A 15,977-nucleotide genomic window follows, 5' to 3' on the forward strand; every position below is an offset into this window, starting at 1 on the left:
CGTATAGGCACGAGAAAGGAACGGGTCATGGGCAAGGTCACGGCCGGCGAGGTCCAACAGTGGCTGATCGAGAAGATCGCGGAGCGGCTCGGCGAACAGCCCTCGGCCATTCCTCCGGGCCAGTATTTCGACGAACTCGACATGGACAGCACGGAGGCTCTGATCATCGCGGGTGAAATGGAGAGCTGGCTGGGCTTCGAACTGGGCACCACGGCGCTGTGGTACCACCCGACCATCGAGGCCCTGTCGGCGCACATAGCCGAGGAGAGTGCGCGGCATGGCGCGACGGCCTGACGCGACGTCGCGGCCGAAGCTGCTGATACGGCACCGGCAGGCCGCGCCCGGCGCGGACACCGTCTACGCGGTGCACCCGGGCGCGCTGCCCGTCGGCCTCTGGGCCGGCCTGGCCGGCGCGCTGCCGCGGGAGACCGGGTTCGCCGTGCTCGACCTGGGTGCGGTGCCCGAGTACGGGGAGGCCGCGCTCGCCCCGGAACTCTCCCGCCTGACGGTCGGTCACCTCGTCGACCTGCTGGCCACCGCCTACCGCGCGGACCGCGCCGACGGCGACGGCCTCGGTGACGGCGACGGCGACGGCGCGGGCACCGTGTTCGTCGGCTGGTCGTTCGGCGGGGTGCTCGCCCACGGGCTGACGGAACGGCTGGAGCCGGCCGAACGGCCGCGCGCCGTCGTGCTGTTGGACAGCATCGCCCCGACGGACGCCTACCAGCACACCGAGGGCGAGCCGATCGACCCGGCGATCGTCCTGCGCTGGTTCGCGATGTTCCTGGGCGCCCGCCGCGGCGCCGAGGTGCGTCCGCGTCCCGTGCCGCCCGGCACGGACACCGACGCCGCGCTGGCGCTGCTGCTCGACGACGCGATCGCCGCCGGCGCGCTGCCGCCGGACACGCCCATGGCCGGCATGCGCAAGCTCTTCGAGGCCTATACGGCGGGACTGCTGCGCAACAACCGGCTCACCGCCCCCTACCGCCCGGCGCCCGCCGCCGTCCCCCTCGTCCAGATCAAGGCCGCCGACAGTCTGGTTCCGGCGGATCCGACGCTGGGCTGGGGCGAGCTGGCGGGCCGCGGGCTCACCACCCACTCCGTGCCCGGCGACCACTACACCATGCTGATCCGCCCGGACGCCTCGCAGGCCACAGCCGGACTCCTCCCCCTCCTCCGCCCGGCGCCGCTCGTCACGACCCGGAGGCCCTCGCCGTGAATCCTTCCCAGCAACGCACACTCGACCGACGCCTGGCCCGCGACCCGATCGCCATCGTCGGACTGTCCGCGCTCTACCCGAAGGCGCGCAACCTCCGGGAGTACTGGTCCAACGTCGTCGCGGCGGCCGACTGCACCACGGAGGTGCCCGCGACCCACTGGGACGTCGAGGAGTTCTACGACCCCGACCCCGCCGCGCCCGACAAGACCTACGCCAAGCGCGGCGGCTTCATCCCGGACGTGCCGTTCAACCCGCTGGAGTTCGGCCTGCCGCCCAACACCCTCGAGGTCACCGACGTCCTCCAACTGCTCAGCCTGGTCGTCACCCGCGACCTGCTGAAGGACGCGGGCGCGGACCGCGAGTGGTACGACCCCTCGCGCACCGGTGTGGTGCTGGGCATCACCGGCGCCAACCAGCTCACCCAGCCGCTCACCGCGCGCCTGCAGAGCCCGGTGCTGAAGGAAGTGGTCCGCAGCTGCGGGCTGTCGGACCGGGACGCCGAGGAGATCGCCGCCAAGTTCCGCATGGCGTACGCGCCGTGGGAGGAGAACTCCTTCCCCGGCATGCTCGGCAACGTGGTGGCCGGCCGGATCGCCAACCGGTTCGACCTCGGCGGGATCAACATGACGATCGACGCCGCCTGCGCCAGCTCGCTGGGCGCCGTCCGCACGGCCGTCAGCGAACTGCTGGAGGGCCGCGCCGACACCATGCTGGCCGGCGGGTGCGACGCCGAGAACACGATCTTCATGTACCTGTGCTTCAGCAAGACCCCGGCGCTATCGAAGTCGGGGCGGATCCGTCCCTTCGACCGTGACGCGGACGGCACGCTGATCGGTGAGGGCATCGGCATGCTCGCCCTGCGCCGCCTCGCCGACGCCGAGCGCGACGGCAACCGCATCTACGCGGTCCTGCGGGGCCTGGGCACCTCCAGCGACGGCCGGTTCAAGTCCATCTACGCGCCGCGCAAGGAGGGCCAGATGACGGCCCTGCGGCGGGCGTACCAGGACGCCGACGTGGCCCCCGACAGCATCGAGCTGTTCGAGGCGCACGGCACCGGCACCGCCGTCGGTGACGCCACCGAGATCAGCGCGCTGACCGAGGTGGTGGCGAAGGACGGCGGCGAGCGCGAGTACGCGGCCATCGGCAGTGTGAAGTCCCAGATCGGCCACACCAAGGCGGCGGCGGGCGCGGCCGGGCTGATCAAGCTGGCGCTCGCCCTGGAGCACAAGGTGCTGCCGCCGACCATCAACGTCGACCGGGCCGGCGCATCCTTCGGTCCGGACAGCCCGTTCTACGTCAACTCCGCCACCCGCCCGTGGATCCGCGACCCGAAGCGGCCGCACCGGCGCGCCGCGGTGTCCGCGTTCGGCTTCGGCGGCACCAACTTCCACGCCGTCCTGGAGGAGTACGGCGACGGCGACGACGTCGCCGTGCGGTTCCCGGTCGCCCGCGTGCACCTGTGGCACGCCCCCGACCCGGAGGCCCTCGCCGAGGCGCTGGCCGCCGGACGGGCGCCCGACGGCGGCCCCGTGCCCGACGGTCACGCCCGGGTCGCCTTCGCCGCCCGGGACGAGGCCGACGCCGAGGCGCTGCGCGCGACCGCGCTCGCCGAGCTGCGCTCCCGGCCGGACGCGCCGGAGTGGACCCATCCGAAGGGCATCCACTACCGCCGTTCGGCCGGCGGGACCGGCCGGGTCGGCGCCCTGTTCGCGGGCCAGGGCAGCCAGTACGTGGCGCCGGGACTGAGCGCCGTCCTGGCGCTGCCGCCGCTGCGCTCCTCGTTCGACCGGGCCAACCGGCACTTCCCGGAGGACACGCCGCTGTCCCGGGTGGCGTTCCCGCAGCCCCTCGTCGACGAGGCCGGCCGCGCGGCGCAGGAGGCCGCGCTGCGCGCCACCGCCTACGCGCAGCCGGCGATCGGGGCGCTGTCCGCGGGCCACTTCCGGTACCTGACCGAACTCGGTTTCGCCGCCGAGGGGTTCCTCGGCCACAGCTTCGGCGAACTGACCGCGCTGTACGCCGCCGGCGCCTACGACGAGGACACCCTGCACCGGCTCGCCCGGGCCCGCGGCAGCGCCATGTCACCGGCGTCCGGGCAGGCCGACGACACCGGGACGATGGCGGCGGTGTTCGCGCCGGAGGAGCGGGTCGCGGAGCTGCTGTCGCAGCGCGAGGGCCTGCTGGTCTGCAACCGCAACGCCCCGGACCAGATCGTCGTCGGCGGCGCCACCGCGGAGGTGGAGCTGCTGCTCGAGGCGGCGGAACGGGCGGGTGTGCGGGCCCGCCGGCTGCCGGTGTCGGCCGCCTTCCACACCCCGTTCGTGGGCCATGCGGTGGAGGACTTCCGTACGGCCGTGGAGTCGGCGGAGATGTCGGCGCCGCGCGGCCGGGTGTACGCCAACACCGCCGGTGCGGTCTACGGCCCGGACGTCGCGGCCAACCGCCGGGTGCTCGCGGAGCAGTTGATCCACCCGGTGGAGTTCGCGGCCCGGGTCGAGGAGATGTACGCGGACGGGTTCCGCACCTTCGTCGAGTTCGGCCCCGGCACGGTGCTCACGGGCCTGGTCGGCCGGATCCTGCGCGGCCGGCCGCACACCGTGGTCGCGCTGGACGGCGGGCCGGGACGGGATGCGGACCTGACGCTGAAGCAGGCCGTGGCGCGGCTGGCGGTGCTGGGTCTGCCGATCTCCACCGGTGACCGCTATGTCGCCGAGGCGGAGCCGGAGGTCCCGGCCAAGGGCATGACGGTGATGCTCAACGGCATCAACTACGTGTCGCCGCAGCGCCGCGCCGCCTACCAGGACGCGCTGGCCAACGGCTACCGGGTCCCGGCCACGGTGGCAGCTCCGGCCACGGTGACGACACCCGGCACGGTGACGACCCCGGACACGGCGGCGGCTCCGGCCTCGACGCCGGTCACCGCCGCGGCGTTCGCGCCGGCACCCGCCTCACCGGCACCGGTCACCTCCGCGTCCGCCACCGCGCCCCGGGATCCCGTACCGGAGCCGCCGCGGCCGGCCGGCGCTCCGGAACCGGGCCGGGCCGCGCAGGAGCGCGCCGGCCGGACGCCCGTTCCGCCTGTTCCGGACCACCCTCGCCCCGCCCAGGAGAACGAACCCATGCCGAGCGACCGCCTCACCGAGCTCATCTCGGACCATCTCTCGCTGCACGACGAGTATCTGCACGGCCAGTTGCGCAGCGCCGAGCGCATGGCGCGGCTCCTGGAGCGCGCGGACGACCAGGGTCGGCTCGACCAGGTGATGCCGGGCATCAGCTCGGTGAAGGAGCACGGGCTGGCGATCGGCCGTACCCACATCCGGGCCAACGAGGTGCTGCGCTCACTCGCCGGTCTGGAACTCGGCGCCGAGGCCCCGGCCCCGGACGCCGCACCGGCCCCGGCCGTGCCGGCCAGGACGGAGGCCGCGCCCGCGGCGCTGCCCGAGGCGTCCCGCGCCCCGGCGGAACCGGCGCTCCCCGCACCGCCCCTCCCGGAGCCCGCGGTCGCCCCCGCGCTTCCCGCGACCTGGACCCCGGCGCCCGCGCAGGCCCCCGCCCCGGCCGCACCGGCCGCACCGGCCCCGGCCGCGCCCACCACGGCCGCGCCCACCTCGGCCGCCGGTCCGGACGCCGACACCGTGCGGACCGTCCTCCTCGACATCGTCGCCGACAAGACCGGCTACCCCGCCGACATGCTCGACCCCACCATGGACATCGAAGCCGGCCTCGGCATCGACTCCATCAAACGCGTCGAAATCATGGGCGCCCTCCAGGAACACTTCGCCACCACCACAACCGCCGGCCCGGAACAGCTCGCCGAACTGCGCACGCTGGCCGACATCGTCACCTTCGTCGCAGACGCGAGCACCGGCACGGCCCCGGCCGCACCGGCCCCGGCCGCGCCCACCCCGGCCGCCGGTCCCGACGCCGACACCGTACGGACCGTCCTCCTCGACATCGTCGCCGACAAGACCGGCTACCCCGCCGACATGCTCGACCCCACCATGGACATCGAAGCCGGCCTCGGCATCGACTCCATCAAACGCGTCGAAATCATGGGCGCCCTCCAGGAACACTTCGCCACCACCACAACCGCCGGCCCGGAACAGCTCGCCGAACTGCGCACGCTGGCCGACATCGTCACCTTCGTCGCAGACGCGAGCACCGGCACGGCCCCGGCCGCACCGGCCCCGGCCGCGCCCACCCCGGCCGCCGGTCCCGACGCCGACACCGTACGGACCGTCCTCCTCGACATCGTCGCCGACAAGACCGGCTACCCCGCCGACATGCTCGACCCCACCATGGACATCGAAGCCGGCCTCGGCATCGACTCCATCAAACGCGTCGAAATCATGGGCGCCCTCCAGGAACACTTCGCCACCACCACAACCGCCGGCCCGGAACAGCTCGCCGAACTGCGCACGCTGGCCGACATCGTCACCTTCGTCGCAGACGCGAGCACCGGCACGGCCCCGGCCGCACCGGCCCCGGCCGCGCCCACCCCGGCCGCCGGTCCCGACGCCGACACCGTACGGACCGTCCTCCTCGACATCGTCGCCGACAAGACCGGCTACCCCGCCGACATGCTCGACCCCACCATGGACATCGAAGCCGGCCTCGGCATCGACTCCATCAAACGCGTCGAAATCATGGGCGCCCTCCAGGAACACTTCGCCACCACCACAACCGCCGGCCCCGAACAGCTCGCCGAACTGCGCACGCTGGCCGACATCGTGGACTTCGTGGCGGGCGTCCCGCGGGTCGCGGGGCGTGAGTCCGTGGCCGGCGGGGCGGAGGCGCAGGGCGCGTCGTCGGGCGAGGACCACCCGCCGGAACCGGTTTTGGCGGTCCACCCCGCGCAGGCGTCCGACCGGGCCGCACGGATCGGCCGGGCGCACGCCGCACTCGTCGAACTCTCCCTTCCCGACCCGCTGCTCGACGCTTACGCCCCGGACCACGGCGCCCTCGTCGTGGACGACGGCTCGCAGCTGGCCGCGCACCTCGTGGAACGGCTCACCGGCACCGGCCGGCGGGTGCACACCCTGCGTCTTCCCGGCGTGCCGGCGCGCTCGTCCGACGTGAGCGCCCATCCGCTGACCGGATGGGGCACCACCGAACTCGCCGCGCAGATCGAGGAGATCTTCACCGACCGCATCGCACTGGTCGTCGACGTCACCGCCGAGCACCGCGCCGAGTGGGCGGAGGGCACGCGCAGGCTCGCGCACTCCCTCCTGCTGGCGCGGCACGTGGTGGGACCGCTGAGCGCGGCGGCGGAGCACGGTCGGGCCGGTTTCCTCACCGTGACCCGGCTGGACGGCGCGTTCGGCCTCACCGGCGTCGCCGAGGAGCAGGTGCCGGCCGGTGGTGTGGCGGGCCTGGTCAAGACGCTCGCGCTGGAGGCTCCCGCCCTGTTCTGCCGTGCCGTCGACCTGTCCCCCGCCCTCGACGCTGCCACCGGTGCCGCGCTGCTGCTGGACGAGGCCGCCGACTCGGCGGTGGAACCGGTGCAGGTCGGCCTGGACGGGACGCGCCGGGTGGGGCTGACCGCGGGCGGTGAACCGCTCGCCGGGACGGACCCGAAGGGCCCCGCAGACGCCGAGGTGCCGGCGCCCTCGTCCGAGGACGTCCTCGTCGTCACCGGTGGCGCCCGCGGCATCACCGCGACGTGCGTCGTCGAACTGGCCCGCCGGTACCGGCCCGAGCTGCTGCTGCTCGGCCGCACCCCGCTCGCCGAGGAGCCGGAGTGGGCGCACGGTGTCCCGGACGCCGGGCTCAAGGCGGCCGCGGCGGCCGCCCTCACGGCCGCCGGTGAGAAGCCGACCCCGAAGAAGGTCGGGCGGCTCGCGGCGGACGTCGCGGGCAGCCGCGAGATCCGGGGCACGCTGGACGCGCTGCGCGCGGCCGGCAGCCGGGCCGAGTACCTGGCCGTGGACATCACCGACCAGTCCGCGACGGCCGCCGTGCTCGCCCCGTACCGGGACCGGATCACCGGTCTGGTGCACGGCGCGGGCGTCCTCGCCGATCAGCTGATCGCCCACAAGAAGGCGTCGGAGATCGAGCGGGTCTTCGCGCCGAAGCTGACCGGTCTGCGGTCGCTGACGGCCGTACTGCCCGCCGAACGGCTGCGGCACGTGGTGCTGTTCTCGTCGGTCGCCGGTTTCTTCGGCAACCAGGGACAGTCGGACTACGCGATGGCCAACGAGGTCCTCAACGCCTGGGCGGCGTCCGCGCGCCGCCGGCTGCCGCACGCCAGGGTCACCTCCCTCAACTGGGGCGCCTGGGACAGCGGCATGGTCTCCCCGCAGATCAAGGCGGTGTTCGAAGAGCGCGGCATCCCGCTGATCCAGGCCGCCGACGGCGCCCGGCTGTTCGCCGAGCAGTTCGCCCCGGAGCGGGCCGCGGACACGGTCACGGTGCTCGGCCCGACGACCCCGCTGAGCTCCCGCGAACGGCCGGCGGTGACGGCACCGGCGACCGTGCGGCGCTCGCTCGCCGCGCTGGAGCGCAGCCCGCTGGTCGCCGACCACACCATCGACGCGGTGCCGGTCCTGCCGGCGGCGGTGGCCGTCGGCTGGGCCCTGGGCGCGGTGGAGCACGCCGAGGGGCGGCCCGCGCTGCGGCTGCGGGACTTCACCGTGCACAAGGGCATCGTCTTCGACGGCACCCAGGCCGAGGAGTGCCGGCTGGTGATGACCCCCGGCGACGGTGAGGTGAAGGTGGCGGTCCGCTCGGCCGCCGAGGACGGTTCGGTGCGGCCGCACTACGCCGCCACCGTGCCGGCCGGCGTGCCGGAACCGGCCGCCCCGCTGACCGGGCTGCCCGCGCCGGGCACCGGCGAGGACGCCGCCGGACTGTACGACGACGGCACGCTCTTCCACGGGCCCGCGCTGCGCGGACTGCGGCGGGTGCTCGCCGCCGAGGAGTCGCGACTGGTCCTGGAGTGCGAGCCGGTCGCGCTGGACACGGCGACGGCCGCCGGGTCCTGGTACGCGGCGGGCCCCGCGGACCTGCTGCTCCAGGCCGCGCTGGTCTGGGTGCGCCGGTTCCGGTCCGCGGCCGGTCTGCCGCTCGCCGTGGGCGGCGTGGACCTGTACGCCCCGCTGACCGCGCCCGGGACGTTCTTGGTCGTGGTGGAGCCGGTGCGGCACGGCGGCCCGGACTCCCGGCTCACCGTCACCGCCTGCACCCCGGACGGCCGGGTCCTCGCCCGGTTCACCGACGTGTCCGTGGTCTCGGCCCCCCAGCTGGCAGCCAAGTTCGCGAGCTGACCGATGGCCTGTGACGGACGTACCACGCGGGCGGCGGTCCACCGCCGCCCGCCCCACAGGATCCCCCGTCTGGGAAGGGACCTCTCTTCGTCATGAGCAGATACGCGATCGTCGGGATCTCCTGCCTGTTCCCCGGCGCCGGCACTCCCGAGGAGTTCCGGCACAACCTGCGCACCGGGGCGGACAGCCGCCGGGACGGGGGCGAGGAGGTCTTCGGGCCGGCGCTCGACGAGCGTGACCTCGACCCCCGCCACCGCATCACCTCCCGTCGCGGCGGGTTCGTCACCGACTTCGAGTTCGACCCGACCGGCTACCGCCTGGACGCCGGTCACCTGGCCCGGCTGGACCGGATCTTCCACTGGTCCCTGTACGCGGCCCGGGAGGCGCTGCGCGACTGCGGCGCGGACGGGCAGTCCGCGACGCTGGCCCGCACCGCCCTGGTGATGGGCAACTACTCGTTCCCCACGCCCACTTCGGCCCAGGTGAGCGTTCCGCTGGCGCAGGAGGCCGTGCTCGCCGGGCTGCGCCGCGCGGACCTGCCCGAGCTGGCCGGACTGCCGGGCGCCCGGCCGCTGGTCGACCGGGCGTCCGTGGTGCCGGAGAACCTGCGGGTGAGCGGTTCACCGGCCTCGGTCACGGCCGCCGCGCTGGGCCTCGGCGGCCCCCGCTACTGCCTGGACGCGGCCTGCTCGTCGGCGCTGTACGCGCTCAGCCTGGCCTGCGGTCACCTCGCCTCCGGGCAGGCGGACCTGGTCCTGGCGGGCGGGGTCTGCGCCCCGGACCCGACGCTGATCCATCTGTCGTTCTCCGATCTGCACGCCTATCCGCAGGACGGGTTCAGCCAGCCCTTCGACAGCCGTTCCGGCGGGATCGTCACCGGTCAGGGCGCCGGCATGGTCGCGGTCAAGCGGCTGGCGGACGCGCTGCGCGACGGTGACCGCGTGTACGCGGTGGTGGACGGCATCGGGCTGTCCAACGACGGCTCCGGACGCCATCCGCTGGTCCCGCGCAAGAGCGGCCAGCTGGACGCGCTGGCCCGCGCCTACGCGGACGCCGGGGTGGATCCGGCCGCCGTCGACTACCTGGAGTGCCACGCCACCGGCACGCCGATCGGGGACGCCACGGAGGCGGAGTCCGTCGCCGAGTTCTTCGGCGCGCACGGCCGGGTGCCGCTGCTCGGCTCGGTCAAGGGCAACATCGGGCACCTGCTGACCGTGGCCGGTCTGAGCAGTCTGCTCAAGGTGGTGCTGGCCATGGAGGACGGCACCATCGCGCCGACGATCGGCGTCGGCCGGCCGATCTCCTCACCGGACGGGCGGGTCGGCGAGCGGTCCCTGGTGCGCACCGCGCGGCCGTGGCCGACGGGACCGGGTCCGCGCCGGGCGGCGGTGTCGGCGTTCGGGTTCGGCGGCACCAACGCGCACGTGGTGCTGTCGGACGCCACGTCCGCGTCCGCGCAGTCCGACGTCCCGGACGCCTCCCCCGCCGTGCCGCCCGCGCTGGACGTGGTGGGTCTGGGCGCGCACTTCGGGGCGTGGGAGACCGTGGACGCCTTCGAACGGGCCGTCCACCGGGGCGAGCACGATCTGCGTCCGCTGCCCGGGCAGCGCTGGCGGGGACTGGACCGCACCGACGGCGGCACCCTGGAGGAGGCGGGCCTCACCGGTGGCGCCCCGCACGGGGCGTACGTCGACGGGGTCGAGGTGGACCCGGCCGAACTGCGGGTGCCGCCGTCGGACCTGCGGATCTACAACCCGCAGCACGCGCTGATGACCAGGGTCGCCGACGAGGCGCTGCGCGACGCGGGCTACCGGCTGGGCGCAGGGCCGGGCGACACGCCCGAGCCGCGCCGGGTGGCCGTGGTCGTGGTGACCGAGATCGAGCCGTACACGCACGCCCGGCTGAGCCGCTACGGGCTCGGGGCGTTCCTGCGCCGCGAGTTCGACGCGGCGGGCATCGACCTCACCGAGGAGCAGCGGGCGGCGCTCGCCGAGGTGTCCCGGGACGCGGTGGTCGACCCGATCGGCGCCAACGAGGTGCTCAGCTACATCGGCAACGTCATGGCCGGGCGGATCTCCTCCCGGTGGAACCTGACCGGCCCGTCCTTCACCCTGTCCGCCGACGGCGCGGGCACCGCGGAGGCGCTGGAGGTGGCACGGCTGCTGCTGCTCGACCCGGACCTGGAGGCGGTGCTGGTCGGCGCCGTCGACCTGGCCGGCTCCGCCGAGAACCTGCTGACCCGTCAGGACCTGACCGGCGAGCCGGGATTGTCGTTCGGGCGGGACGGCCGGGGCCGGCGGGTCGGTGAGGGCGCCGGTGCGCTGGTCGTCACCCGCGCGGACACCGCCGGCAACCGCGGCCGCGTGCACGCCCGGATCGACGGGACGGCCCTGCGGTACGCGCAGGCGGCCGGCACCGTGCCCGGCGCTGACGCCGGGCCGCTGGCCGAGGCGGCGCGGGCCGCGCTGGCGCAGGCGGGCGTCGACGCCGCCGACGTCGGCTATCTGGAGGCGCACGCCGACGGCACGCCGGAGACGGACCGCACGGAGATCGCCGCGCTCGCGCAGGTGTACCGCGCCGGTGCCGGCAGCACCGCCCTGGGCAGTGCCAAGGCGCAGCTCGGTGACACCGGCTGCGCCGCCGGGATGGCGGGGCTCATCCGGGCCGTGCTGTGCCTGCGGCACGCGTATCTGCCCGGCACGCGCGGCTGGCTGCGCCCGGAGGACGATCTCGCCGAGGACTTCGCGGCGTCCGCCTTCCACGTGCCGGAGACGTCCCGGCCGTGGCTGCGCGAGCGGGCGGGGACCCGCCGGCACGCCGCGGTGAGCATGCTGGGCGCGGGCGGGGCGCACGCGCATGTCGTCCTGTCGTCGGTGCCGGACGCCGACCGCCCCCGTCCGGTGGCCGACTGGCACCGCGCGGGCGGTCCGGTGCTGCTGGCGCTGGGCGCCGGGACGGTGGACGGACTGGTCGCCGAGGCGGAGCGGTACCGCGCGCTCCTCGACGACGGCGCGGACCCGCGGGCGCTGGCCCGGGAGGCGGCCGGCCGGCTCGACGGCCGGCGGCTGCGGGTGGTGCTGGTCGGCCAGGACCGCGAAGGGCTGCTGAAGCAGCTGGAGTCGGTGGGCCGTGACGTGCCGGAGGCGTACGCGGCCGGACGGGAGTGGGCCACGCCGGCCGGTTCGTTCTTCACTCCCCGGCCGCTCGGTCCCGACGCCCGGGTCGCCCTGGTGTACCCGGGCGCCTTCAACAGCTATCCGGGGCTGGGCGCCGACCTGTTCCGGGCCTTCCCGGAGCTGCTGGACCGTTTCGAGGGGCAGGCCGCGGAGCCGGCCCGGATGCTGCGCGCGGCCCAGCTGTACCCGCGGTCCCGCGAGGCGCTCACCCGGACGGATCTGATGCGGCTGGAGGAACGGCTCGGCGCCGACGTGCCGTTCATGCTCGCCACCGGCACCAGCTTCGCGATCCTCTACACCGCCCTGGTGCGCGAGGTGCTGGGGGTGACCGCGCACGGCGGGTTCGGCTACAGCCTCGGCGAGTCGAGCATGCTGTTCGCGACCGGCGGCTGGGATCCGGCCGGCCGCAGCGACTCGCTGATCAGCGACAGCCCGGTCTTCCAGGACCGGCTGTGCGGACCGCGGCGCACCGTGCGGGAGGCGTGGGGTCTGCCCGCCGGGACGCCCGACGCGGCGGTGTGGGCGTCGCACATCCTGCTGTCGCCGGCGGAACCGGTGCGCGAGGCGCTCGCCCGCTACGACCGGGTGTTCCTCACCCATGTGAACACGCCGCGGGAACTGGTGATCGCCGGTGATCCGGCGCAGTGCCGGGCGCTGATCGAGGAGGTGGGCTGCCGTGCGGCCCGCTCCCCGGTGAACGTGGTGATGCACTGCCCGGTGGTGGACGCCGAGTTCGACGGACTGGCGCGGCTGAACGACTACCCCACCGGTTCGTTCGGCGACCTGGAGCTGTTCAGCGCGTACGACTACCGGCCGCTGCCCGCCGAGCGGCTGGCCGACTCGCCGCGGCGCATCGCGACGACGCTGCGCTCGACGATCGACTTCCCGCGGCTGGTGCGGGCGGCGTACGAGCGGGGCTACCGCTACTTCATCGAGGTGGGGCCCGGCGCGACCTGTTCCCGGTGGATCCACGACACGCTCGGCGACGCGCCGCACATGGCCGCCTGCGTGGACCGCCGCGGGGTGCCCGCCACGACGCCGCTCGCGCATCTCGCCGCCCGGCTGGTCGGGCACGGGCTGCCGGTGGACCTGACGGCCCTGCTGGAGCGGGAGCCCGTCGCGGCCGCGGCGCCGTCCCGTCGGCTGCCGACGGTCCGGGTGGGCCTCGGCGAGCCGATCCCGGACCGCGTCGCCCGCGAGGCGGCCGCGGCCCTGTCCGCCCACCGCCCCACGGTCCCGGCGGCCTCCGCCCACCGTCCCGACGCCCCGGCGCCGACCGTCCACCGTCCCGACGCCCCGGCGCCGTCCGTCCACCGTCCCGAGGTCCCGGCGCCGTCCGCGCACCGTCCCGGTGTCCCGCCGGCCGCCGGCCGGCCCGGGTCCGCCGCCCCTGTCCCGTCCGTTCCGCCGGAGGTGCCCGCCACCATGCCCGCCGATCCGACCCTCGAGATGCCGGAGGTCATCACCTTCGACGGGGATCCGGCCACGGTCCTGCCCTGGGCCCCGCCGGCCCCGGCCGTGCCCCGGACACCCGCCCGAGCGCACGCACCCGCACCGCCCGCACCGCAGGAACTCGCCCCGCGGGAACCCGCCCCGCACGCGCCCGTCGCGCCGGGCGCGCCCGCGGCCGCCCGTTCCGGCCGCGGTCCCGCCGCCGACCTGGTGCGGGACCTGCGCCGGGAGATCGTCGCCGCGCACGGTGTGGTGATGGAGACGCACCGCGTCCTCCAGGCGGCCACCCTGGACCGTACGGAGGCCCTGCTCACGGCGCCCGCGGCCACCGCGCCGCCCGCCCCCGCCGCAGCGCCCGCCGCCCCGCCCGCCCCGCAGGTGCCCGCGCCCCCGCCGACGCCCGCCCTGCCCCCGGCCCCGCCGGTGCCCGAGGCGGCCCGCGAGGTCCACGAGGGTGTGATCTGGAACGAGGCGGACCTGCTGGAGTTCGCCACCGGTTCGGTGGCCAAGGTGTTCGGCCCCGAGTTCGCCGAGATCGACGGCTTCCGCGCCCGGGTGCGGCTGCCGGCACCGCCGTACCACTTCGTCACCCGGGTGACCGCCCTGGACGCCGAGCCGGGCGTGCTCCGGCCGGCCCGGATCACCACCGAGTACGACGTGCCCGAGGACGCCTGGTACGCCGTCGACGGCGGTGTGCCGCCCGCGGTGACCGTGGAGTCCGGGCAGTGCGACCTGCTGCTGGTCAGCTATCTGGGCATCGACTTCCGCAACAAGGGCGAGCGGGTCTACCGGCTGCTGGACAGCTCGCTGGTCTTCCGGGGCGGACTGCCGACGACCGGGCAGACGCTGCGTTACGAGATATCCATCGACCGGTTCGTCCACCAGGGCGAGACGACCCTCTTCTTCTTCAGTTACGACTGTTACGCCGACGGCGAGCTGATCCTCGAACTCCGCGACGCCTGCGCCGGTTTCTTCAGCAAGCAGGAGCTGGACACGCCGCTCGGCATCGTCCTCACCGACCAGGACCGGGCCCGGCGCGCGGCACTGCCCAAGGGCACCTTCAAGCCGCTGGCGTACGCGCGCAAGGACCATCTCGACCGTGAAGACCTGGAGTTGCTGGCCCAGGGCCGCCCCGGTGACGTGTTCGGACCGGAGCACGCGCAGGACCCCGGCATCAACCCGGCGCTGCGACTGCCGGACGCGCGGCTGCGGATGGTCGACGAGGTCACCGTCGACCGCAAGGGCGGCCCGTGCGAGCTGGGCCTGCTGACCGCCGTCAAGCACCTGGAGCCGGACGCCTGGTACTTCACCTGCCACTTCCCCGACGACCCGGTGCTGGCCGGTTCCCTGATCGCCGAGGGCGCGATCCAGCTGCTGCAGATCTACCTGATGCACCAGGGCATGCACCTCACCCTGCCGGACGCCCGCTTCCAGACGGTGCCCGGACGGCGCATCGACGTGCAGGTGCGCGGCCAGGTCACCCCGAAGGACACGGAGATCCGCTACGAGGTGGAGGTCACCGAGCTGACGCTGCTGCCCCGGCCCACCGTGATCGCCGACGTCCTCATCTACCTCGGGGACAAGCCGGTGGTGCGGATGCAGAACCTCGGTCTGCAGATCGTGGAGAAGCCGGGGACGCCGTACCGGCCGGAGACCGGTGGTGTGCCGCGGTTCCTCGGCCGCCGCAACCGGGCCGGCGAGGCCGCCATGATCAACGAACTGCACCTGGCGCACTCCGCCAAGGGCCTGCTGGACATGGCGATGGGCCCGGAGTTCGAGATCTACCGCACCTCCCGCGCTCCTTACATTCCCAACGGCGACTTCCAGTTCGTCGACCGGGTCATGTCGCTCACCGGCACCCGCGGCGACCTGAGCCCCGGCTCCGAGATGGTCACCGAGTACGACTCGCCCGAGGACGCCTGGTACTACCGGGAGAACTCCTCGCCGTCGATGCCGAACTGCGTGTACATGGAGAGCTCGCTGCAGGCCGCCATCTTCCTCGGCTACTACCTGGGGGCGACGCTGCGCGAGCCGCAGGAGGAGTACTCCATCCGCAACCTCGACGGCCGCGCCACCCTGGTCAAGGACATCGACCTGCGCGGCAAGACGGTCCGGCACCACTCCAGGCTGCTGATGACGAGCGTCGTGTCCGGTGCCGTGCTGCAGAACTTCTCCTACGAACTCTCCGCCGACGGCGAGGTGTTCTACACCGGTGAGTCGCTCTTCGGCTACTTCGCGCCGGCCGCGCTGGCCAACCAGGTGGGCCTCGACAGCGGCAGCTACCGGCCGACGTGGATCGAGTCGGAGAAACCGGCCCCGGAGCGGGTGCGGCGCATCGAACTGGGCCCGGACTCACCGGCGTTCCGCGACCCGTCCGGTGGCGGGCTGCATCTGCCCGGCGGCCGCTTCGACCTGGTCGACCGGGTCGACCTGGTCGCGGACGGCGGCCGGCACGGCGCGGGCTATCTGCACGGCCACCGCAGCATCCGGCCCGACGAGTGGTACTTCGACTGCCACTTCCACCGCGACCCGGTGATGCCGGGCTCGCTGGGCGTCGAGGCGGTGCTGCAGGCGCTGCGCCTGTTCGTGCTGGACCAGGACCTCGCCCGCGGCATGACCCGGCCCCGCTTCGCCATGGCCACCGACGTGGAGATGTCCTGGAAGTACCGGGGTCAGATCCTGCGCGACGACCGCGAACTCTTCTTCGACGTGCACGTCAAGGAGGTCCGCAAGGAGGCGGACCGCCTGCTGCTGATCGCCGACGCGGACCTGTGGAAGCCGGGCCTGCGCATCTACGAACTCACCGACGTCGCCGTCGAGGTCCGCCCCGATGCCGGCTGACCACCGGCACAGCCGAGGAGCCAC

General features: G+C 74.5%; 4 protein-coding genes. All 4 read left to right on the plus strand.

Annotation, left to right across the window (positions count from 1 at the left end; all coding sequences use genetic code 11):
• Nucleotides 1-27: 27 nt before the first annotated feature.
• The 4 genes from FGW31_RS07440 to FGW31_RS35930 all read left to right on the plus strand — a co-directional run bounded on the left by FGW31_RS07440 (nucleotide 28) and on the right by FGW31_RS35930 (nucleotide 15,953).
• Nucleotides 28-294: an acyl carrier protein gene (locus FGW31_RS07440; protein ID WP_142192572.1), complete on the plus strand. Its 267-nt coding sequence runs from the start codon at nucleotides 28-30 to the stop codon at nucleotides 292-294.
• The gene (locus FGW31_RS07445) at nucleotides 278-1,219 is read left to right on the plus strand and encodes a thioesterase domain-containing protein (RefSeq protein ID WP_182675345.1); all 942 of its coding nucleotides are present in this window, start codon (nucleotides 278-280) and stop codon (nucleotides 1,217-1,219) included. Before FGW31_RS07440 ends, FGW31_RS07445 begins: the two co-directional genes overlap by 17 nt.
• Complete coding sequence (locus FGW31_RS07450; protein ID WP_142192573.1) at nucleotides 1,216-8,484, plus strand: type I polyketide synthase; 7,269 nt, start codon at nucleotides 1,216-1,218, stop codon at nucleotides 8,482-8,484. The genes FGW31_RS07445 and FGW31_RS07450 overlap by 4 nt, the downstream gene beginning before the upstream one ends.
• 92 nt (nucleotides 8,485-8,576) lie before the next feature.
• A complete protein-coding gene (locus FGW31_RS35930; protein ID WP_142192574.1) occupies nucleotides 8,577-15,953 on the plus strand; it encodes a beta-ketoacyl synthase N-terminal-like domain-containing protein in 7,377 nt (2,458 codons plus the stop codon).
• Nucleotides 15,954-15,977 lie beyond the last annotated feature (24 nt).

Source organism: Streptomyces calvus, from assembly GCF_006782915.1.
GTDB classification, from domain to species: domain Bacteria; phylum Actinomycetota; class Actinomycetes; order Streptomycetales; family Streptomycetaceae; genus Streptomyces; species Streptomyces calvus.